At 64.6% G+C, this 20,273-nt stretch carries 20 protein-coding genes and 1 pseudogene; 9 read left to right on the forward strand and 12 right to left on the reverse strand.

All coding sequences use genetic code 11. The annotated features are described in order from the left end of the window. Nucleotides 1–7 precede the first annotated feature (7 nt). The 5 genes from XH87_RS27120 to coxB form a co-directional block, all read right to left on the reverse strand. Nucleotides 8–661: a cytochrome c oxidase assembly protein gene (locus XH87_RS27120; RefSeq protein ID WP_158669010.1), complete on the reverse strand. Its 654-nt coding sequence runs from the start codon at nucleotides 659–661 to the stop codon at nucleotides 8–10. Between the two features lie 5 nt (nucleotides 662–666). Next, complete coding sequence (locus XH87_RS27125) at nucleotides 667–843, reverse strand: hypothetical protein (RefSeq protein ID WP_035700697.1); 177 nt, start codon at nucleotides 841–843, stop codon at nucleotides 667–669. Beyond that, a complete protein-coding gene (locus tag XH87_RS27130) occupies nucleotides 840–1,784 on the reverse strand; it encodes a heme o synthase (RefSeq protein WP_271589574.1) in 945 nt (314 codons plus the stop codon). The genes XH87_RS27125 and XH87_RS27130 overlap by 4 nt, the downstream gene beginning before the upstream one ends. A 61-nt stretch (nucleotides 1,785–1,845) precedes the next feature. After that, entirely contained in the window at nucleotides 1,846–3,462 is a 1,617-nt protein-coding gene (gene ctaD / locus XH87_RS27135; RefSeq protein ID WP_271589575.1) for a cytochrome c oxidase subunit I, read from the reverse strand. Between the two features lie 87 nt (nucleotides 3,463–3,549). Continuing rightward, on the reverse strand, nucleotides 3,550–4,404 hold the full coding sequence (gene coxB, locus XH87_RS27140; protein ID WP_271589576.1) for a cytochrome c oxidase subunit II: 855 nt from the start codon (nucleotides 4,402–4,404) through the stop codon (nucleotides 3,550–3,552). 446 nt (nucleotides 4,405–4,850) lie between these two features. Between coxB and XH87_RS27145 the strand changes: the two genes are divergently transcribed. The 4 genes from XH87_RS27145 to XH87_RS27160 all read left to right on the forward strand — a co-directional run bounded on the left by XH87_RS27145 (nucleotide 4,851) and on the right by XH87_RS27160 (nucleotide 8,291). Next, entirely contained in the window at nucleotides 4,851–5,384 is a 534-nt protein-coding gene (locus XH87_RS27145) for an invasion associated locus B family protein (RefSeq protein WP_271589577.1), read from the forward strand. Between the two features lie 112 nt (nucleotides 5,385–5,496). After that, on the forward strand, nucleotides 5,497–6,924 hold the full coding sequence (gene tldD, locus XH87_RS27150) for a metalloprotease TldD (protein WP_035700726.1): 1,428 nt from the start codon (nucleotides 5,497–5,499) through the stop codon (nucleotides 6,922–6,924). Further along, the gene (lepB, locus tag XH87_RS27155) at nucleotides 6,921–7,697 is read left to right on the forward strand and encodes a signal peptidase I (protein WP_158669006.1); all 777 of its coding nucleotides are present in this window, start codon (nucleotides 6,921–6,923) and stop codon (nucleotides 7,695–7,697) included. The genes tldD and lepB overlap by 4 nt, the downstream gene beginning before the upstream one ends. A 24-nt stretch (nucleotides 7,698–7,721) precedes the next feature. Next, nucleotides 7,722–8,291 (forward strand): nucleotidyltransferase family protein, encoded by a 570-nt coding sequence (locus XH87_RS27160; RefSeq protein WP_271589578.1) that lies wholly within the window; start codon nucleotides 7,722–7,724, stop codon nucleotides 8,289–8,291. A gap of 123 nt (nucleotides 8,292–8,414) precedes the next feature. Here XH87_RS27160 and XH87_RS27165 read toward each other — a convergent pair whose 3' ends face one another. From XH87_RS27165 to XH87_RS27175, 3 genes are all read right to left on the reverse strand, one after another. Then, a complete protein-coding gene (locus tag XH87_RS27165; RefSeq protein WP_271589579.1) occupies nucleotides 8,415–8,993 on the reverse strand; it encodes a PAN domain-containing protein in 579 nt (192 codons plus the stop codon). A gap of 112 nt (nucleotides 8,994–9,105) precedes the next feature. Continuing rightward, on the reverse strand, nucleotides 9,106–10,476 hold the full coding sequence (locus XH87_RS27170) for a glutamate--cysteine ligase (RefSeq protein WP_271589580.1): 1,371 nt from the start codon (nucleotides 10,474–10,476) through the stop codon (nucleotides 9,106–9,108). Between the two features lie 99 nt (nucleotides 10,477–10,575). Next, a complete protein-coding gene (locus XH87_RS27175; protein WP_035700674.1) occupies nucleotides 10,576–11,070 on the reverse strand; it encodes a MarR family winged helix-turn-helix transcriptional regulator in 495 nt (164 codons plus the stop codon). A gap of 159 nt (nucleotides 11,071–11,229) precedes the next feature. Here XH87_RS27175 and XH87_RS27180 point away from each other — a divergent pair. After that, nucleotides 11,230–11,522 (forward strand): annotated as a pseudogene (locus tag XH87_RS27180) (glutathione transferase GstA); the annotation flags it as partial. Between the two features lie 234 nt (nucleotides 11,523–11,756). Then, nucleotides 11,757–12,065: a hypothetical protein gene (locus XH87_RS27185; protein WP_271589581.1), complete on the forward strand. Its 309-nt coding sequence runs from the start codon at nucleotides 11,757–11,759 to the stop codon at nucleotides 12,063–12,065. Between the two features lie 302 nt (nucleotides 12,066–12,367). Here the strand turns inward: XH87_RS27185 and XH87_RS27190 are convergent, their stop codons facing one another. The 4 genes from XH87_RS27190 to XH87_RS27205 are packed head-to-tail and all read right to left on the reverse strand — an operon-like array spanning nucleotide 12,368 to nucleotide 18,083. Beyond that, nucleotides 12,368–14,581, reverse strand: a complete 2,214-nt coding sequence (locus XH87_RS27190; RefSeq protein ID WP_271589582.1) for an FAD-dependent oxidoreductase — start codon at nucleotides 14,579–14,581, stop codon at nucleotides 12,368–12,370. Between the two features lie 18 nt (nucleotides 14,582–14,599). Next, nucleotides 14,600–15,808, reverse strand: coding sequence for an acetyl-CoA C-acetyltransferase (locus XH87_RS27195; protein WP_271589583.1), 1,209 nt, complete (start codon nucleotides 15,806–15,808; stop codon nucleotides 14,600–14,602). Nucleotides 15,809–15,864: 56 nt separating this feature from the next. Further along, the gene (locus tag XH87_RS27200) at nucleotides 15,865–17,655 is read right to left on the reverse strand and encodes an acyl-CoA dehydrogenase C-terminal domain-containing protein (protein WP_271589584.1); all 1,791 of its coding nucleotides are present in this window, start codon (nucleotides 17,653–17,655) and stop codon (nucleotides 15,865–15,867) included. 41 nt (nucleotides 17,656–17,696) lie between these two features. Next, a complete protein-coding gene (locus XH87_RS27205) occupies nucleotides 17,697–18,083 on the reverse strand; it encodes a nuclear transport factor 2 family protein (RefSeq protein ID WP_271589585.1) in 387 nt (128 codons plus the stop codon). A gap of 202 nt (nucleotides 18,084–18,285) precedes the next feature. Between XH87_RS27205 and XH87_RS27210 the strand changes: the two genes are divergently transcribed. From XH87_RS27210 to XH87_RS27220, 3 genes are all read left to right on the forward strand, one after another. Then, complete coding sequence (locus tag XH87_RS27210) at nucleotides 18,286–18,876, forward strand: PadR family transcriptional regulator (protein WP_271589586.1); 591 nt, start codon at nucleotides 18,286–18,288, stop codon at nucleotides 18,874–18,876. 84 nt (nucleotides 18,877–18,960) lie between these two features. Then, nucleotides 18,961–19,434, forward strand: coding sequence for a type II RES/Xre toxin-antitoxin system antitoxin (gene parS, locus XH87_RS27215; protein ID WP_271589587.1), 474 nt, complete (start codon nucleotides 18,961–18,963; stop codon nucleotides 19,432–19,434). Beyond that, nucleotides 19,431–19,934 carry an RES family NAD+ phosphorylase gene (locus XH87_RS27220; RefSeq protein ID WP_271589588.1) on the forward strand — a complete coding sequence of 168 codons (504 nt, stop codon included), beginning with the start codon at nucleotides 19,431–19,433 and terminating at the stop codon, nucleotides 19,932–19,934. The genes parS and XH87_RS27220 overlap by 4 nt, the downstream gene beginning before the upstream one ends. The last annotated feature ends 339 nt before the right edge of the window (nucleotides 19,935–20,273 follow it).

The following is a 20,273-nucleotide window of genomic DNA, read 5'->3' on the forward strand; positions in this document are numbered from 1 at the left end:
CCGGCGGTCAGAGATTTCCCTTGCGCTTGTCGCCTTCGCCCGATGCCAGCGGCTTCACCACGGGCTCCTTCACCGGATAGAAGGTGTAGGACAGCGTGATCGTGTTGAGCCCGTCGTTCTCGTGATCGTCGGCGATCGACGGATCGACGTAGAACACGACCGGCATCTCGCGCTTCTCGCCAGGCGCCATGGTCTGCTCGGTGAAGCAGAAGCAGTTGATCTTCTGGAAGTAGGAGCCGACCGTCAGCGGCGCGACATTGTAGGCGGCCTGGGCCGACGTGGTGCGCGCGGCCTGGTTGGTCACGGTGTAGAAGACCGTCACGACCTCTCCGATATTGACCTCGATCTCGTTCTGCTCCGGCTCGAATTTCCAGGGCAGGCCAGGCGCGACGTTGGAATCGAAGCGGACCGAGATTTTTCGTGCGATCGGCCCGGTGGCCGGCGCGGAGGTCGCCACTTGCGTCGTGCCGTTGAAACCGGTGGCGCGGCAGAACCAGTTGTAGAACGGCACCGCCGCGTAGGACGCACCGACCATCAGCGCGACCACGCCGCCGCAGATCGAGGCGACCACGACATCGCGACCCAGCCCGCGGCGCTTGGCCGGCTTGAGATTGGCCGGCTTCGCGCTGATATCCCGCGATATGGTCGGCTCGTGATCCATGTTTCCTACATCGGCCGCACGAGGACTGCCGGCCCCTTGACCATGGTCACGGCGAAGAACAGCACCACGAGGACACCGAGCGCCAAAGCAATGGCGATAGAGCGCTGGCGACGGCTCTTCTTCTGCGCCTCGGTGAGGACGATTCCATCTGGCTCGGGTTTGTCGGCCATCGCTGTGATCATGCGCCCCCAACCATCGGAGCCAGCGCCCGATACACAACCTCGGCCAGCAGGGTCGCGAACAGCGCGAACAGATACAGGATCGAGAAGGCAAACAGCTTGCGGGTGGCACGCAGCGACTGGCTGCGCTCGCGGCGCATATAGACGTTGATCGCGAGCACCAGCATGCCGGCGCCGAGGATCAGCGAGACGATGCCGTAGACCGCATCGAAATAGCCGAGCGCCCAGGGCGCCGCTGCGACCGCGATCAGCACGATGGTGTAGAGCAGGATCTGGAGGCGGGTCGCGTCGGGACCGGCGACGTTGGGCAGCATCGGAATGCCGGCGCGCGCGTAGTCGTCGGAGCGGAACAGCGCCAGCGCCCAGAAATGCGGCGGGGTCCAGAAAAAGATGATGGCGAACAGCAGCAGCGGCTCGACGTCGACCGTACCCGTCACCGAGGCCCAGGCCACCACCGGCGGCAGCGCGCCGGCGGCGCCGCCGATCACGATGTTCTGCGCGGTCCAGCGCTTCAGGCCCATCGTATAGATCACGACGTAGAAGAAGATGGTGAAGGCGAGCAGCGCGCCCGCGATCCAGTTGACGAGGATGCCGAGCGTCATCACCGAGAAGAACGCGAGCGTCATGCCGAACGCCATCGCCTCGGGCTTGGTGATGCGGCCGCGCGGGATCGGCCGGTTCGCGGTTCGCGACATCTTGGAGTCGATGTCGCCTTCGAGTGCCATGTTGAGCGCGCCTGAGGCGCCGGCACCGACGGCGATGCAGAGCAGCGAGGTGAACGCGAGCACCGGGTGGAAATGCCCCGGCGCCATCGCCATTCCGACCAGCGCGGTGAAGATCACCAGCGACATCACGCGCGGCTTGAGCAGCGCGATGTAATCGCCGACCTCCGCTTCGGAGATGCGGGGATTGATGTCGATGGCGTTCTGGTCGAGGACGGACACTTAGATCTACTCGCTTCGTTATAGCGCCGCGGCGCCCGTCACGGGCGCCGCGGAAGATTGCTTACTGCACGCGGGGCAGCACTTCGAACTGGTGGAAGGGCGGCGGCGAGGACAGCGTCCACTCCAGCGTGGTCGCGCCGGCGCCCCAGGGGTTGTTGCCGGCCGGCACCTTGCGGGCGAAGGCGTCGATCACGCAGTAGAGGAAGATCAGGACGCCGAAGCCGGAGATGTAGGAGCCGACCGACGAGACCAGGTTCCATCCGGCGAAGGCATCGGGATAATCGACGTAGCGGCGCGGCATGCCCGACAGCCCGAGGAAGTGCTGCGGGAAGAACACCATGTTGACGCCGACGAAGGTGACCCAGAAGTGCGCCTTGGCCAAGGTCTCGTTGTACATGTAGCCCGACATCTTCGGGAACCAGTAGTACCAGCCGGCGAAGATCGCGAACACCGCACCGAGCGACAGCACGTAGTGGAAGTGCGCGACGACGTAGTAGGTGTCCTGCAGCACGCGATCGACGCCCGCGTTCGCCAGCACGACACCGGTGACGCCGCCGACCGTGAACAGGAAGATGAAGCCCACCGCCCAGATCATCGGGGCGCGGAATTCGATCGAGCCGCCCCACATGGTGGCGACCCAGGAGAAGATCTTCACGCCGGTCGGAACCGCGATGACCATCGTGGCCGCGACGAAATAGGCCTGCGTCGCCGAGGACATGCCGACCGTGTACATGTGGTGCGCCCACACCACGAAGCCGATGCCGCCGATCGCGACCATGGCGTAGGCCATGCCGAGATAGCCGAACACGGGCTTGCGCGAGAAGGTCGAGACGATCTGGCTGATCATGCCGAAGCCGGGCAGAATCAGGATGTACACCTCGGGGTGGCCGAAGAACCAGAACAGATGCTGGAACAGCACGGGGTCGCCGCCGCCGTCGGCCGCGAAGAACGTCGTGCCGAAATTGCGGTCGGTGAGCAGCATGGTGATCGCACCGGCGAGCACCGGCAGCGACAGCAGCAGCAGGAACACCGTCACCAGGATCGACCACACGAACAGCGGCATCTTGTGCAGGGTCATGCCCGGCGCGCGCATGTTGAAGATGGTGGTGATGAAGTTGATGGCGCCGAGAATCGACGAGGCGCCCGCCAGATGCAGCGACAGGATCGCGAAGTCGACGGCCGGGCCCGGATGGCCGGAGCTCGACAGCGGCGCGTACATGGTCCAGCCGGCGCCGACGCCGTTGGCGCCCGGCTCACCCTCGACGAAGGTCGACATCAGGAGCAGAGCGAAGGAGGCCGGCAGCAGCCAGAACGAGATGTTGTTCATGCGCGGGAATGCCATGTCGGGCGCACCGATCATGAGCGGCACGAACCAGTTGCCGAAGCCGCCGATCATCGCGGGCATGACCATGAAGAAGATCATGATCAGGCCGTGGGAGGTCACGAACACGTTGTAGGTGTGCGTCTCGTGGAAGATCTGCACGCCCGGGTACATCAGCTCGGCACGGATCGCGATCGACATCGCGGCGCCGATGACGCCGGCGATGACCGCGAAGATCAGGTACATCGTGCCGATGTCCTTGTGATTGGTCGAGTAGACGTAGCGCCGCCATCCGGTCGGATGGGCGTGCTCGTCATGATGGGCGTGATCGCCGTGTGCCGCTGCGCTCGTTGCCATTTTCAAATCCTGCCTTGCGTCCCATTCGGACCTTTGGAGGTCCCGCCCTTTTATCGCTTTCAGTCCCTGAAAGCCGTCACGCGACGCCTATTGCGTCGGGCCGGCCGCGGAGGCGTAGGTGCTCGTGCCGCCGCTCGCAAATTTCTTCTTCGCCGTCTCGACCCAGGAGGCGAACTCCTGGTCGCTCACCACACGCACGGCGATCGGCATGAAAGCGTGATCCTTGCCGCACAGTTCCGAGCACTGACCATAGTACATGCCGGTCTTGGTGGCCTTGAACCAGGTCTCGTTCAGGCGGCCTGGAATGGCGTCGATCTTGATGCCGAAAGCCGGCACCGCGAAGGCGTGGATGACGTCGGCACCCGTGGTCTGGACGCGAATCACCTTGTTGACCGGCACCACCATCTCGTTGTCGACGCCGAGCAGGCGGGGCTGCTTGTCCTGCGCCATCAGCGAGTCGAACTCGAACTTGCCGTTGTCGGGATAGGCATAGGACCAATACCACTGCTTGCCCGTCGCCTTGATGGTCAGGTCCGCCTTCGGCACGTCGAGCTCCAGGAACAGAAGCCGGAACGACGGCACCGAGATGCCGACCAGGATCAGCACCGGAACGAGCGTCCAGGCGACCTCGATCAGCGTGTTGTGGGTGGTCCGCGACGGCACCGGATTGGCCCTCGCATTGAACTTGATGACCACGATCACGAGCAGCGCCAGGACGAACAGCGTGATCAGGGCAATCAGCACAAACAGGAAGTTGTGGAACCAGACGATATTGTCCATCACCGGGGAACCGGACTGCTGAAGCGTCCACTCCCACGGCGCCGGCTGCCCGAGCTCGGCGAATGCCGCACCACCCGTCCCCAGCGTGATGCCAGCCGCCACCAAGGCGATGGTGGCCAATCCCAGCAATTGCCGGCCCACCCGACCCATCGACATCCTCATGCCGTTCGCGCTCCCCTTACGAAATCACCCCAAGTGCATTCCCCTGTTTCCGGGAAACGCTTATTCGACCCGCCAGTCCGACAAACCGCCACGCAAGAATACCTCTAAGAGGAATTGGGGCCAGATCGCTAGAACGCGAAATCAAGCCTCTCAAACCATAATTCTTGATCTATCGCAATGCAGTCTTGAGCCCCGTCTGTCAGCCATCACCGGCAAGATATTTCCCAGTAACATCAGACAAAAATACCGTTTCCCGGGATGCTGCGGCTTGACAGCGGAATTGCCCGCGGTAGGCACTGGCGCGTGGCCGCGCAGGAGCCTGATTCGTGCGGGCGGCGGCGGCACGAGGCGGCGCGGAATTTGCTTGGAATTGCCTTCAAGGCGCCGTCATTCCCGTATCAGTCCGCCAGGTGCAAGCGAAGAAGGCGAGCAGAGGGACCGACCCGATGGGGCTTTCGAGATCGATGGCAAAGCCGGCTAACGGCCTTCCGGCGCTGGCCGCCCTCCTGGCTGCGATCATTCTCCTGGCGTTTCCCGGCCTCGCTCATGCGCAGGGCGCAGTCCGCTCCGTCCACGGCGACTGGCAAATCCGCTGCGACACCCCGCCCGGCGCCCAGACCGAGCAATGCGCCCTGATCCAGAGCGTCGTGGCGGAAGACCGCTCCAATGCCGGCCTGACCGTGATCGTGCTCAAGACCGCCGACCAGAAGAGCCGCTTGATGCGCGTGGTCGCCCCGCTCGGGGTCCTCTTGCCCTCCGGTCTCGGACTCAAGCTCGACAACCAGGACGTCGGCCGCGCCGGCTTCGTCCGCTGCCTGCCCAACGGCTGCGTCGCCGAGGTTGTCCTCGAAGACAAGCTGCTGGGCCAACTCCGCAGCGCCAAGACCGCGACCTTCATCATCTTCGAGACGCCGGAGGAAGGCATCGGCTTCCCGCTCAGCCTGAACGGGCTCGCCGAGGGCTATGACAAGCTGCCGTAACGGCGGCTCATATTGGCGATCCTATTGTTTCCGTAATGTGAGGCTTGGCGCCCTCGCGGAACCAGTCCGAAACCATTATCTTGCCCCACATCTTCAGATAATGGACGGACGCATGACCAACCCCGCCACAACCTCCCTGCTCGAGCGCGCCAATCTCGATCGCGACCAGGTTCGCCACGAGGTCGCGCGCGGGCTTTCGGGCGCCGACGACGGCGAACTGTTCCTGGAATACAGCCAGACCGAAGCGCTGATGTTCGACAATGGGCGGCTGAAGCAGGCGACCTACGACACCTCGCAGGGTTTTGGGCTTCGCGCCGTCAAGGACGACGCGGTGGGTTACGCACATTCCTCCGATGTCTCGCTGCCGGCGCTGATTCGCGCCGCCGACGCGGTCGCGGCCGTGCGCGGCGGCTATTCGGGCAGCTTTGCGGCCCCGCCGGCGCATACCAACGTGCGGCTCTATAGTGACGACAATCCGCTCGATGCGCCCGGCTTCGAGACCAAGGTCAAGCTGCTGGCCGAGATCGACGCCTATTTGCGCGACAAGGATCCGCGGGTTCGGCAGGTCAGCGTCAGCCTCGGGGCGACCTGGCAGGTCGTCGAGATCCTGCGGCCCGACGGCGAGAGCTATCGCGACATCCGTCCGCTGGTGCGCGTCAACATCTCGGTTGTCGCCGGCCAGGGCGACCGCCAGGAGAGCGGCAGCAAGGGCTATGGCGGCCGCGCCGGCTATGCCGAATTCATCGAGAGCAGGAACTGGCGCGAGGCCGCCGACGGGGCGCTGCGCGAAGCGCTCGTCAATCTGGAATCTGTTCCTGCTCCCGCCGGCGAGATGGACGTCGTGCTCGGGGCCGGCTGGCCCGGCGTGATGCTGCATGAAGCGGTCGGCCACGGCTTGGAGGGTGACTTCAACCGCAAGAAGACCTCTGCGTTCGCCGGCCTGATGGGCCAGCAGGTCGCGGCCAAGGGCGTCACCGTGGTGGATGACGGCACCATTGCCTCGCGGCGCGGCTCGTTGTCGATCGACGACGAGGGCACGCCGACCAACCGCACCGTGCTGATCGAGGACGGCATCCTCGTCGGCTACATGCAGGACCGCCAGAACGCGCGCCTGATGAACATGAAGCCGACCGGCAACGGCCGTCGCCAGGGCTATGCCCATGTGCCGATGCCGCGCATGACCAACACCTACATGCTCGCGGGCGACCGCGATCCGGCCGAGATCCTTAGCTCGGTGAAGAATGGCGTCTTCGCCGCGAATTTCGGCGGCGGCCAGGTCGACATCACCTCGGGCAAATACGTGTTCCAGTGCACCGAGGCCTACAAGATCGAGAACGGCAAGTTAGGGGCCCCGCTCAAGGGCGCCATGCTGATCGGCAACGGGCCGACCGACCTGCATCGCATCCGCATGATCGGCAACGACCTTGCGCTCGATACCGGCATCGGCACCTGCGGCAAGAACGGCCAGGGCGTGCCTGTCGGCGTCGGCCAGCCGTCGCTTCTGATGGAACGCATCACGGTGGGTGGAACGGGCGCATGAGCGTTGAGAAAGCAACTGTCACCCCGAAGCGGAAAAGCAGCGGCTGGGGTGGGCAACTCGTGCAGCTCGCCGGCATCGTCGCTGCGGTCTTCATCGCCAAGGGCGCGCTCGCCGAGCCGTTTTACGTGCCGTCGGGCTCGATGGAGCCGACGCTGTTGATCGGCGATGCGCTGCTCGCCTCTAAATTCCCCTATGGCTACGGCACCTCGTCGCTGCCGATTCAGATCAACCTGCCCGAGAGCGGCCGCGTCTTCGCGGAGACGCCGAAACTCGGCGACGTCGTCGTGTTCCGCTGGCCCGGCGATCGCTCGCAGGCCTGGGTCAAGCGCGTCGTGGGTCTGCCCGGCGACCGCATCCAGATGCGGCAGGGTCAGCTCTTCATCAACGACCGCCCCGCCGAACTCAAGCCGGACGGCGTCGGTGCGGCCGAGAACGACAATGGCAGCAGCGAGCCCGCCTACCGCTATGTCGAGACGCTGCCGAACGGCGTCTCGCATCTGATCTTCAAGATGCGCGACAACGGCCCGCTCGACAACACGCCCGAGGTGACGGTGCCGGCCGGGCATCTCTTCGTGCTCGGCGACAACCGCGACAACTCCGCCGACAGCCGCGTGCCGCTGCGCTCGGGCGGCGTCGGCCTGTTGCCGATCGACAATCTGATCGGCCGTGCCGATGCGGTGCTCGGCTCCTGGGATCTCGGCATGCGCGGCCAGCCGGTATGGACCTGGCTGTCCGGGTTCAGGTTGGCACGGTTCTTCACCGCGGTGCATTGAGCGGCAGCACGCGCCACCCTCACGATGAACCGCGACGAATTCCTCGCAACCGCGCTGAAGAATCCAGCCAACGTCGCGATCATCGATGAACTGGCGCGACACGGGCTGCCGGATGCGTGGCTGGTCGCAGGATGCCTGGTGCAGACAGTGTGGAACGTGCTCACGGGCCGCGCGATCGACCACGGCATCGCCGACTACGACGTGTTCTATTTCGATTCCGATACCTCGTGGGAAGCGGAGGACGCGGTGCTCCGCAGGCTGCATGCGCGGCTCGCGCATCTTGGCGCCAAGGTCGAGGTCCGCAACCAGGCGCGGGTGCATCTGTGGTACCCCGACAAGCATGGCCTGCCCTATCCGCCGCTGGCGCGCTCGACCGACGGCATCGACCGCTTCCTGACGCAGAATACGCAAATCGGAGCGAGACGCGCGGGCGAGAGTTTCGACGTCTATGCGCCCCACGGATTCGATGACGTCGCAAGGCTGATCGTGCGGCCCAACCGGGCGCCAAATTTTTCCATCGCCAATTACGAGGCGAAGGCTGCGCGATGGAAGGCTCTGTGGCCGGAGCTCACGGTGATCGGGGCGGATGCATAAGCCTGACGTGTCCCGGACAAGGCGCATCGTGAAACGATGCGGCGCAGAGCCGGAACCCATGACGCAACCGAATGTGCTGTGGCATCGGCCCCCGCTCTGCAGTGCGGCGCACGAATACGAACACTACCGCACCACGCCCGACGTGAATCCCGCCTTGCGGCGCGGCGGCTTGATTTCCCTCTTCAGGAAACAGTGCGCCTCTCGTCCGGTGTAGCCGGGGCGAGCATAGGTGAAGGCGCGGCATTTGTTGTCGGCGGTACACGCAGCCTTGCAGACCTCCACGCCCTCCCCCACCTTCAGCTCGAAATTGCGCAGATCGCCGCCGGGGCGGTCGATCGACGTCTCGACGCCCTCGACCCGCGGCTCGATCACGCCGGCGCCACGCACCCCCGAGATACAGCAACTGCCCGGCACGCGCGCCGGCACGGTGTTCTTCAGCCAGCACACCGCCGAGCCGCCCTCGACGTCGGGATAGCTGAAGCTCCAGGAGCGGCAGCGGCGATCACGCTCGCACAGCAGCGCGCAATCCTCGGGATCGCCCGACGCGACCGGCGTGCTGAAATAGTCGCCGCCGGGCCGGTCGAACGCGGTCTGGGCGCGCGCCGGCACACTCGCGAATGCGAGCGATAGCAGCGCGACACATGCCACGACGCTTGCCAGGACCTTTGCCATGATGGCTCCGGTCAGATGGCCCTTCCCCATCGGAACAGCTTTCGAATTATTGACGACGCTCAGGTTTTTTCAGCCGGTCATTTGATCGCCGCAAACCTGTATGGGCGATGAACGGCTCAACTCCCGTCGTTGGCCTAAAGGTCTAGAACGCGTACTCCGCGTAGGCCGGTTCCACCGAACCCTTCCAGGGACCGTTGAACTTCTCCAGCATCTCCTCCGCCGGCGTCCGGCCGGAATCGATGATGCGATCGAGCGGCTCGAGGTGCCGGGTCTCGTCGCGGCCAAGCTGGTCGATCCGGCCGCGCCGGCGCAGGCCGGCATGCGCAAGAACGAGGCACTCCTTGGCGATCTCGAACAGATAGCGGTCCCTGATCCGCGCCTTGAAGCCGAAGCGCGGCACGTCGTCGCGCAGCGCCTGACGCTCATGCACGGTCCAGTGCTTCACCATGTCCCAGGCGGCATCGAGCGAAGCGTCGTCGTAGAGCAGCCCGACCCAGAACGCCGGCAAAGCCGGTAACCGGCCCCACGGGCCGCCGTCGGAACCGCGCATCTCGAGATAGCGCTTGAGCCGCACTTCCGGGAAGATGGTCGAGAGATGGTTGGCCCAGTCCGACAGCGTCGGACGCTGGCCCGGAAGGTTGTTGTTGCGGCCGTCGAAGAACGCGCGGAACGAGGACCCCGACACGTCGATGTACTCCTCGTCGCGCTTGACGAAATACATGGGCACGTCGAGCGCGTAGTCGACATAGCGCTCGAACCCCATGCCGTCCTCGAACGCCCATGGCATCATGCCCGAACGCGCGTTGTCGGTATCGCGCCAGATTTCGGACCGAAAAGAGAGGAAGCCGTTCGGCTTGCCCTCGGTGAAAGGCGAATTGGCGAACAGCGCGGTGGCGACCGGCTGCAGCGCGAGCGAGACGCGCAGCTTCTTGACCATGTCGGCTTCGGAGGAGAAGTCGAGATTGGTCTGCACCGTGCAGGTCCGGTACATCATGTCGAGGCCGTACTGACCGACCTTCGGCATGTAATTGGTCATGATCTTGTAGCGGCCCTTGGGCATCACCGGGATATCGGCGCGCGACCAGGACGGCGTCATGCCGAGCCCGAGGAAGCCGATGCCGAGCGGTGTTGCGATCTCGCGCACCTGGGCAAGGTGCGCCATCAACTCGCTCTGGGTCTGGTGCACGTTCTCGACCGGCGCGCCGGAGAGCTCGAACTGCCCGCCCGGCTCGAGCGAGATCGCGCCGCCGCCGGTGACGTCGTAGAGGCCGATGATGTTGCCCTTCTCCATGATGGGCTCCCAGCCGAGCAGGAGCTTCATGCCCTCGAGCAGCGCGCCGATGCCGCGTGCGCCCTCGTAAGGCACGGGACGGTGGCCTTCGAGCGTGAACGGCGTCTTCTCGTGCTCGGTGCCCAGGCGGAATTCGGACGGGTCCTTGCAGCCGGCCTCGAACCACGCGACGAGCTCGTCGCGTGATTGCATCGGCGTCATATCGATCTGGTCTCGCGCCATATCAAACTCTAATCAAAAGCGCTTCGACCGAACGCGCGCGGGTGACAGGGATGGTCCGCGAACCCACCGGTTGCGCGGACAAGCGGGTTTGCCGCGCGATCATCGCGACGGCATGCTTTCGTTGACGCCCGCGGGCGGCAGTTTCATCTCGCCGCACGAGCAGCCCAGGCGGTCGAGCAGACCGCTGAGCTTGACAGCGTCGGCATCAGACAATTTCGAACCGACATATTTCTCGATCGCAGCCGAATAGGCGCCCCACATCCGCTTCTGCAGCTCGCGGCCGGCCTCCGTGATCTCGACGAACTGGCCGCGCTTGTCGATCTTGCATTCGCGCCGCGAGGCGAGGCCCTCGTCGACGAGGCGGTCGATTAGGCGCGAGGTGGAATATTGCGGGATCAGCATCTGCCGTTCGAGTTCGACCGGCCGCAATTCGCCCGAGGGCGCCCGCGACAATTCGAGCAGCGCATCGTACCAGGCCAGCGGTGGGAAGCCGGCCTTCTTCAAGTCCTGCTCGACGCAATCGAGCACGCGGCTCTGCACCCGCATCAGGCGGATCCAGGCGGCTGTTGCCTCGGTCGATGGTTTGCGTTTCATGGTCCCGCTCAAGCTCGTCGCCCGTCTCTTACCCCATTCGATGCACCTGCATCAATCTTGACTATTTCAAGCACGTGCATGTAGTTGCTCTTTCGGCCGAACCAAGCATCCGGCGGAGAAACTCCGTGAAACCCGTACGATTCGGCCGGTGCCTGCTCGCTGTCGCCACATCGCCCTCCTGAAAGCCGGCCCGCCCTATGATCTGGTCGAGGTCGAATCGGCGCCAGGAAGCTCGAAAATGGCGAGGAATATCTGAAGCTGAACCCTGAGGGGCAGGTCCCTGCGCCGGGCCTCGACAGCGGTGAGATCGTGACCGAAGGCCCGGTGATTGTCCAGAAGATCGCCGTCAGGCCCCGGCCGAGGCGCTGGCGCCGGTCCGCGATGGTTCCGAGCGCCGCAAGCTGAATTCCGCCCCTTCCGAACTGCGCAGGAGCTTTGGTCCGCTGTTCGCAGAGCACGACAGGCGAGGCGACGAAGACTCGGATCGATGATCCGGCTCCTTGCTCTCACCATTGGCGGAATCCGAAGATTCAAAACGCGCTGACATCAATTTTACGAGCATTGTCGGGGTTAACAATAACTCTGCGTTGTATACGCCGCGGCCGTCGCCATCCTTGTGAGAGCACTCCGCTTGGCTCAGCTTCAGCGAGGGAACACGACGCAGACCACTGGACCGGGAAGCTATTGTGACGGCTGTACTCCTTCTCCTGCTCGCGAGCGCAATCACTGGCCTTGCGACGGGGCTGACCTTCCGAGTCTGGACTCTGCTACTGGTCTCGCCGGCAACCGCGATCCTTGCCGCGACAGTCCTTCAGACCTCGGGCTTTGGATTTTGGACGGGCATTCCAATCGTCGTCGGCTGCCTGATTGCCGGCCAGCTCGCCTATCTGGCGGCGACGTTCCACCTGCACAGGGGCGAGCTCTCAATGCAGGACGACATCGACGGCGAGCCAGGCAAGCACGGCCATCGCGATATCAAGAAGGAGGACGAGTAGGACGAGGCCGCCCCACGAAGGAATTTTTCTGCGCCGCCGGAGCAGCCTGCGGCGCGGCCACGGCCGCCCCTGCAGCAACAAGGGGGCGTATCTCATCGCAACGCCGGCTGCGCTGTCTTGAAACACCGTGGGGATCATTGCGGGACACCTTCAACGCCAATGGGCCATCCGGTGGAACATCAGCAAGAGCGGTGCCAGGGCCGAGCGAGCGTCGCCCCGCCGGCGCGCCAGTCGGAAAATAAGAAAGGCCGGATCGATGATCCGGCCCTTTGTTTCTGCGTGCCTTCCGGGCAACAGCTCACTCAGGCCGCTGCCTTCTTCGGCGCAAAGCGGCCGTAGAAGGTCTCGCCCTTCGCAGCCATCTCCTCGAGCAGCTTCGGCGGGGTGAAGCGCGAACCGTATTTCGCCTCGAGCTTGCGGCAGAGCTCGACGAACTTCTTCGTGCCCATGAAGTCGATATAGGACAGCGTACCGCCGGTGAACGGCGCAAAGCCGAAGCCGAGGATCGAGCCGACATCCGCCTCGCGCGGATCGGTGATCACGTGGTCCTCCACCGTGCGCGCGGCTTCCACCGCCTGCACCACCAGGAAGCGCTGCTTCAGTTCCTCGATATCGAGCGTATCAGGGTCGAGCTGCTTCGGCTGCAGCGCCGACAAGCCCGGCCACAGGCTCTTCTGGCCCTTGCCCTTCTCGGGATAGTCGTAGAAGCCCTTGCTGTTCTTGCGCCCCAAGCGGCCCTGCTTCTCGACCATCTCCACCATCAGCTTCTTCTGATCGGGATTGATGGCGTTGGGACCGAGATCGGCCTCCGTCGCCTTCATGATCTTGAGCCCAAGGTCGAGCGCGACTTCATCCGACAGCGAGAGCGGGCCGACCGGCATGCCGGCCATCTTGGCGCAGTTCTCGATCATCGCCGGCGGCACGCCTTCCAGGAACATCTCGTTGCCTTCGGCGACATAGCGGCCGACGCAGCGGTTGGCGAAGAAGCCGCGAGAATCGTTGACCACGATCGGCGTCTTGCCGATCTGGCGGACGTAGTCGAGCGCGGTCGCAAGCGCGACATCGCCGGTGTTCTTGCCGAGGATGATCTCGACCAGCATCATCTTCTCGACCGGCGAGAAGAAGTGGATGCCGACGAACTTGCCCTGATCCTTGAAGGATTCAGCAAGAGAAGTGATCGGCAGCGTCGAAGTGTTCGACGCGAAGATCACGTCGGGCTTGAGATATTGCTGCGCCTTGGCGAAGGTCTCGGCCTTGACCTTGCGGTCCTCGAACACCGCCTCGATGACGAGGTCGACGTCCTTCAGCGCGGCATAGTCCGCCGTCGGCGTGATGCGCGCGAGCAGCGCTTCGGCGTCACCAGGCTTGGCACGGCCCTTCTTGATCTGCTCCTCGATCACCTTCTGCGCGTGCGCCTTGCCCTTGTCGGCGCTCTCCTGGTCGCGGTCGATCAGGACGACGTCGAGACCGGCGCGGGCCGAGACGTAGCCGACGCTGGCGCCCATGAAGCCGGCGCCGATCACGGCGATCTTCTTCACCTTGGTCGGGGCCACGTCCTTCGGGCGGCGCGCGCCCTTGTTGAGCTCCTGCATCGACAGGAACAGGCTGCGGATCATCGCGGCCGCTTCCTTCGAGCGCAGCACCGAGGTGAAGTAGCGCGACTCCACGCGCAGCGCGGCATCGATCGGCAGCTGCAGGCCCTCGTAGACGCAGCTCATGATGGCGCGCGCGGCCGGATAGTTGTCGTAGGTCTCGCGGCGGTAGATCGCGTTGCCGGCCGGGAACATCATCATGCCGGCCTTGGAGAACACCGGGCCGCCGGGGAGCTTGAAGCCCTTCTCATCCCAGGGCGCGACGGCCTTGCCGCCGCCCCTGATCCAATCCTTCGCGGCCTTGACGAGGTCGGCGGCGGGAACGATGGCATGGATCAGGTTCAGCGCCTTGGCCTTCTCGACCGTGACGGGATCACCCTTGAGCAGGATCGTCATCGCGTCCTGCGGGGGCACCAGGCGCGGCACGCGCTGGGTGCCGCCAGCGCCGGGGAACAGGCCGACCTTGACCTCCGGCAGGCCGAGACGCGTCTTGGGGTTTTCGGCCGCGACGCGATAATGGCAGCACAGCGTGATCTCGAAGCCGCCGCCGAGCGCGAGGCCGTTGATCGCGGCCGCCCACGGCTTGCCCGACGTCTCGATCGAGCGCAGCACCAGCGAGAAGCGGCGGCTCTGGTCGAACAGCATCTGGTTCGCCGCGGTCTCGCCCTGCTCCTTGAACACCTTGGCGTAGGCCTGGTTCATGCCCTCGAGCATGGAGAGGTCGGCGCCGGCACAGAATGCCTCTTTCGCGGAGGTGATGACGACGCCCTTCACCGCGGCGTCCGCCGTGGTCGCCTTGACGATCGCCTCCAACTCATTGGTCGAGGTCTCGTCGAGCACGTTCATCGAACGGCCCGGGATGTCCCAGGTGACGAGCGCGATACCGTCGGAATCGGTTTCAACCTTGAAGTTCCTGTACGACATGCTGGTTGCTCCCTACCCTTACACGCGCTCGATGATGGTCGCGGTGCCCATGCCGCCGCCGATGCACAGCGTCACCAGGGCGGTGGACTTGTTGGTGCGCTCGAGCTCGTCGAGCACGGTGCCGAGGATCATCGCGCCGGTCGCCCCTAACGGATGGCCGAGCGCGATCGCGCCGCCATTGACGTTGATCCTGGCGTTGTCGATGTCGAAGGCCTGGATGTAGCGCAGCACGACGGAGGCGAAGGCCTCGTTGAGCTCGAACAGGTCGATGTCCGACTTCTTCATGCCGGAACGCGCGAACAGCTTTTCGGTGACGTCGACCGGACCGGTCAGCATCATCGCAGGCTCAGAGCCGATGTTCGCGAACGCGCGGATTTTTGCCCGCGGTTTCATGCCGTACTTCGCGCCCGCTTCCTTGCTGCCGAGCAGCACGGCGCCGGCGCCGTCGACGATGCCCGACGAATTGCCGGCGTGGTGCACGTAATTGACGCGCTCGACCTCCGGATGCGACTGCACCGCTACGCCGTCGAAGCCGCCCATCTGCGCCATCATCGTGAACGACGGCTGCAGCTGCGCCAGCGACTGCATCGTGGTCGAGGGACGCATGTGCTCGTCCCTGGCGAGGATGGTGAGGCCGTTGATGTCCTTGACCGGCACCACCGACTTGTCGAATCGACCCTCGTCCCAGGCCTTGGCCGCGCGCTGCTGGCTCTGCACGGCGTAGGCGTCGACGTCGTCACGCGAGAAGCCGTACTTGGTCGCGATCAGATCGGCCGAGACGCCCTGCGGCATGAAATAGGCAGGCACCGCAATCGAGGGATCCATCGGCCAGGCGCCACCGGAGGCGCCGATGCCGACGCGGCTCATCGATTCGGCGCCGCCGCCGATCACCAGTTCATGCTGGCCGCTCATGATCTGCGCCGCAGCGAAGTTCACGGCATCGAGGCCGGACGCGCAGAAGCGGCTGATCTGCACGCCGGGCACGGCATCGCCGAGGCCGGCCTTCAGCGCGGCGAAGCGCGCGATGTCGGAACCAGCCTCGCCGACGGGATCGACCACGCCGAGCACGACGTCGTCGACCGAATCTTCCGGCAGGCTGTTGCGGTCCTTCAGCGCCTTCAGTGGCACGGTGGCGAGCGCGAGCGCCGTGACCTCGTGCAGCGCGCCGTCCGCCTTGCCGCGGCCGCGCGGGGTGCGAACGTGGTCGTAGATGAATGCCTCAGGCATGACGCCCTCCTGATGTGATGTTCAGACGCGGTTGGGAGCAGGCTGCGGAAGCAGGCTCAGAACGCTTCCGCCGGCAATTCCATGATGGTGGCGCAGCCGGCCTGGATACGCGCGAGATTGGCCGCGGTCTCCGGCAGCATCCGCTCCATGAAGAAGCGGCCGGTGACGAGCTTGGTCGAGAGATAGGGGCTCGCCCCGCTCTCGGCAATCTTCCCTAGCGTCACCTTGGCCATCTTCGCCCACATGTAGCCGAGCGTGACGAAGCCGAACAGATGCAGATAGTCGGTCGCGGCGGCGCCGGCATTGTCCGGCTTCGCCATCGCATTCTGCATCAGCCAGGTCGTGGCCTGCTGGAGATGGCCGAGCGAGGTCGAAAGCGGCGCGATGAACGGCTTCAGCGCCTCGTCGCCGCCGTTCTCCTTGGCGAAGGCCATCACCTCGCCGAAGAAGGCCATGATGGCTCGGCCGCCGTCGCGCGGCAGCTTGCGGCCGACGAGGTCGAGCGCCTGGATGCCGTTGGCGCCTTCATAGATCATGGCGATGCGCGCATCGCGCACGAACTGCTCCATGCCCTGCTCGGCGATGTAGCCGTGGCCGCCATACATCTGCTGCGCCTGCACCGCGTTGGCGAAACCGTAGTCGGTGAGGAAGCCCTTCAGCACCGGCGTCATCAGGCCCATGTGGTCGTCGGCGGCCTGGCGATCCCTGGGATCTTCGGAGCGGTGGGCGACGTCGCTCTTCAGCGCGGTCCAGATCACGAAGGCGCGCGCGGCCTCGTTGAAGGCGCGGATCGAAAGCAGCGTGCGGCGCACGTCGGGGTGCACGATGATCGGGTCAGCCTGCTTGTCCGGCGCCTTGGCGCCGGTGAGCGCGCGGCCCTGGATGCGCTCGCGCGCATAGGCGACGGCGTTCTGATAGGCGACCTCGGACTGCGCGAGGCCCTGCACGGCGACGCCGAGGCGGGCCTCGTTCATCATCACGAACATGCCCTGCATGCCCTTGTTCTCTTCGCCGATCAGCCAGCCGGTGGCGTTGTCGTAGTTCATCACGCAGGTGGAATTGCCGTGGATGCCCATCTTGTGCTCGATCGAGCCGCAGACGACGCCGTTGCGCGCACCGACCGAGCCATCCGGCTTCACAAGGAACTTGGGCACCACGAACAGCGACACGCCCTTGATGCCGGCGGGCGCGCCCTCGATACGGGCGAGCACGAGGTGGATGATGTTGTCGGCGAGATCGTGCTCGCCGGCCGAAATGAAGATCTTGGTGCCCGTGATCTTGAAGCTGCCGTCGGGCTGGCGCACCGCCTTGGTGCGGAGCATGCCGAGATCGGTGCCGCAATGCGGCTCGGTCAGGTTCATGGTGCCGGTCCATTCGCCGGCGATCATCTTCGGAACGTAGGTCTGCTTCTGCTCCGGCGTGCCGTGCACCAGGAGGGCCGCGGTCGCGCCCATGGTGAGGCCGCCATACATCGAGAACGCCATGTTGGCGGAGATCTGGAATTCGTTGACCGCCTGGCTCAGCGTCACCGGCAGGCCCTGCCCACCATATTCAGTCGGGGCCGACAGGCCGAGCCATCCGCCCTCGGCGACCTGCTTGAAGGCGTCCTTGAAGCCCTTCGGCGTGGTGACGCTGCCGTCATCGCCGCGCTTGCAGCCTTCGAGATCGCCGACGCGATTGAGCGGCTGCAGCACCTCTTCGGCGAGCTTGGCGGCTTCGCCCAGAATCGCTTCGCGCACGTCGCTCGACGCATCGGAGAAGCCCGGCAGATTGTCGTAGCGGTCGATCTGGAAGACGTCGTTGAGCAGGAAGTTCACGTCTTCGACGGGGGCTTTATAGATCGGCATGGTGGTCTCCCGGCAGGAGGCTTGAAGGGATGATGTTGGGCTTATGATTGGGCGGCGGCAAGCTGCTCCGCCATCAGGCGGTGCAGCATGTTGATCGCCTTGAGCGGACGCACCATCACCTTGAAGTGGGTGATGCGTCCCTCGCCGTCGAAAGTGATGATGTCGACACCGTTGATCTCGATGCCGTCGATGACATTCTTGAATTCGAGCACGGCGCCATTGTCGCTGAGCCACTCGCCGACATAGGTGAAGCCGGGACCGCCGAGCACCTTCTCGGCGCTGGCGAGGTATTTGAAGGTGATGTCGCGGCCGCGCTGCGGCGTGTGCACCACGGGGCTTTCGAACACGGCGTCGGGATGCAGGAGGTCCCAGAGCGCGGTGCGGTCATGAGACTTCATGTAGGCGTACCAGGAATCGAGGCCGGTCATTCGCAGCTGCCTCCCTAAAGGCCCGGACAAAAAACGCGAAAACAACCCCATGCACAGTAGCGTGGCGATTGATTTCGCTGGGTTTTTCGGATCGGATCTTGCGCCCGGCCCGATGTGTCCCGATATGCACATTGACGCATATGCGCCAATGCGCATAAAGTCAAGCGGCATGGGCGAGGTGGAAGAAACAAGGAGTCCGGTGATGGCCCTGGGCGACGCGATCCTCGCATGCCTGACGGAACGTCCGATGACGGGCTACGAGCTCGCCAAGACGTTCGATTCCTCGATCGGCTTCTTCTGGAAGGCCGACCACCAGCAAATCTACCGCGAGCTCTCCAAGCTGCGCGACCGCGGCTACATCCAGGGCCGCGAGGTCGTGCAATCGGGCAAGCCCAACAAACTAGTGTATACGCTCACCCCCGAAGGCAGAACAGCGCTGCGGCACTGGGCCGCGCGGCCAAGCACGCCGGCCTCGACCAAGGACGATCTCCTGGTCCGCCTCCATGCGCTCGACAGCATCGACATCGAGCCGCTGCGCGCCGATTTGATGGCCCGGCTCGAGCACCACCGCGACCGCCACGCCAACTACGAGCGCATCCTGAAGAAGCGATTCCCCGACGGCACGGCGGAAGGCCGGCTCGATCTCGGCAATTTGCTCCTGCTCCGCTTAGGGGCTCGGCACGAGCAGATGGTGGCCGATTTCTGCGAGGAGACACTCGAGGCGCTCTCGGCGATGAGCGGCAAGGCCACGGTGGTACCGCTGGAGGACGGCAAGCGGGAGGGGAAGGGGTGAGGCTGGCCCGCCGACCGTCTTGCCACGCACTTGAAACTGACGACGCCACTTGTCATATTTGATACGACAAGTGGCGAGGCCCCTATGGACGAATTTGCTCAATCCCGTGACGTAGCCCGGCTGACAGCGGTTGCCCGGCTTCTCGGAGGGACCTCGACCTTCCGGAAGATGCCCCAAAGCCCGCTGGAGGCTCACGAAGCTCTCGTCAGCGGTCTTCCATCCAAGGCGCTGGTGTATCTGGTCGCAAACTTCGCGTCGCTCCGCTGGGACGATTCTCTCGAGCGGGCGATCGGAATGAGCCATCGAACGTACCAGCGCCATACGGCCGAAAATATTCGACATCTCAGCCCCGAGCAGAGCGGCCGCGCCTGGAAGCTCGCGGAGATATTGGCCAAGGCGACTTCGATCTTCGGATCGAAGGAAGAGGCCGAACATTGGCTGGAGCGTCCAGCGATCGGTCTCGATCAGCGCAAGCCGATTGACCTGCTGGCGACGCCAGCAGGCATTGAACTGGTCGAAGACTTTCTGACGCGGCTCGAATACGGCGTTTACGCGTGACGCCGCTTCCCACCGCGCTCGGTGGCTCCGAGCTGGTGGCCTGGCGTCTCGATCAATCGAAATATGCATCGACCTGGGACAGTGGCGAGGGCGCCTTTCTCGCCGGCGGTCGCTGGAACAGCAGAGGCGTTCGCGCGGTGTATTGCTCGATCGATCCCGCAACAGCGATTCTCGAAGTCGCCGTCCATAAAGGATTTCGAGCGCTGGACATGGTGCCCCATGTGATCACGTCCGCGACCATCGATCCCACCGGCGTCTTCGTGGTCGAGCCCGGCACTGTTCCAAATCTCAATTGGCTGAGACCAGGCATACCAAGTGCCGGCCAGCAGGCATTCGGGGATGAGCTGCTTGCGAAACACAGGTTCATTGTGATTCCAAGCGTGGTCTCGACAGCGAGTTGGAACGTGATCTTCATCGCTGCAACTGCGGCGGGCGCCTACAAGCTGAGATCCCAGGAGCCATTCGCACTGGACACGCGCTTGCACTCGCCCGGTCGCTAAGCCGCGCGCGGCGCTGTCGGCGATGAGCGGCAAGGCCACGGTAGGGCCGCTGGAGGATGGCAAGCGCGAGAAGGGCTAGGGGAGCCGCGACGCTACGGGAGACCGTCACCACACCACCGGCGTCATGCCCCGCGAAGGCGGGATCCAGTACTCCGAGGCAGCGCGGCTGGAATCGATCGGCTGCGGCGTACTGGATCGCCCGCCTTCGCGGGCGACGACAGCAGAGTGTATGGCGGCAGCATTCCGCCAAGGATGCAGCCCCAGCATGCTCCCGGTTCCCCCCGCCCAACTTTAAGACAGCGGCGACGCGTTCCTTAACCCGTTATTTACCGTAACAGG

This window comes from Bradyrhizobium sp. CCBAU 53415 (assembly GCF_028128735.1).
Lineage (GTDB): Bacteria > Pseudomonadota > Alphaproteobacteria > Rhizobiales > Xanthobacteraceae > Bradyrhizobium.

Coding starts and splice junctions, on each gene's coding strand:
- XH87_RS27120 (WP_158669010.1), bottom strand. CDS start 661: ATGGATCACGAGCCGACCATATCGCGGGATATCAGCGCGAAGCCGGCC.
- XH87_RS27125 (WP_035700697.1), bottom strand. CDS start 843: ATGATCACAGCGATGGCCGACAAACCCGAGCCAGATGGAATCGTCCTC.
- ctaD (WP_271589575.1), bottom strand. CDS start 3,462: ATGGCAACGAGCGCAGCGGCACACGGCGATCACGCCCATCATGACGAG.
- coxB (WP_271589576.1), bottom strand. CDS start 4,404: ATGAGGATGTCGATGGGTCGGGTGGGCCGGCAATTGCTGGGATTGGCC.
- XH87_RS27145 (WP_271589577.1), top strand. CDS start 4,851: ATGGGGCTTTCGAGATCGATGGCAAAGCCGGCTAACGGCCTTCCGGCG.
- tldD (WP_035700726.1), top strand. CDS start 5,497: ATGACCAACCCCGCCACAACCTCCCTGCTCGAGCGCGCCAATCTCGAT.
- lepB (WP_158669006.1), top strand. CDS start 6,921: ATGAGCGTTGAGAAAGCAACTGTCACCCCGAAGCGGAAAAGCAGCGGC.
- XH87_RS27160 (WP_271589578.1), top strand. CDS start 7,722: ATGAACCGCGACGAATTCCTCGCAACCGCGCTGAAGAATCCAGCCAAC.
- XH87_RS27165 (WP_271589579.1), bottom strand. CDS start 8,993: ATGGGGAAGGGCCATCTGACCGGAGCCATCATGGCAAAGGTCCTGGCA.
- XH87_RS27170 (WP_271589580.1), bottom strand. CDS start 10,476: ATGGCGCGAGACCAGATCGATATGACGCCGATGCAATCACGCGACGAG.
- XH87_RS27175 (WP_035700674.1), bottom strand. CDS start 11,070: ATGAAACGCAAACCATCGACCGAGGCAACAGCCGCCTGGATCCGCCTG.
- XH87_RS27190 (WP_271589582.1), bottom strand. CDS start 14,581: ATGTCGTACAGGAACTTCAAGGTTGAAACCGATTCCGACGGTATCGCG.
- XH87_RS27195 (WP_271589583.1), bottom strand. CDS start 15,808: ATGCCTGAGGCATTCATCTACGACCACGTTCGCACCCCGCGCGGCCGC.
- XH87_RS27200 (WP_271589584.1), bottom strand. CDS start 17,655: ATGCCGATCTATAAAGCCCCCGTCGAAGACGTGAACTTCCTGCTCAAC.
- XH87_RS27205 (WP_271589585.1), bottom strand. CDS start 18,083: ATGACCGGCCTCGATTCCTGGTACGCCTACATGAAGTCTCATGACCGC.
- XH87_RS27210 (WP_271589586.1), top strand. CDS start 18,286: ATGGCCCTGGGCGACGCGATCCTCGCATGCCTGACGGAACGTCCGATG.
- parS (WP_271589587.1), top strand. CDS start 18,961: ATGGACGAATTTGCTCAATCCCGTGACGTAGCCCGGCTGACAGCGGTT.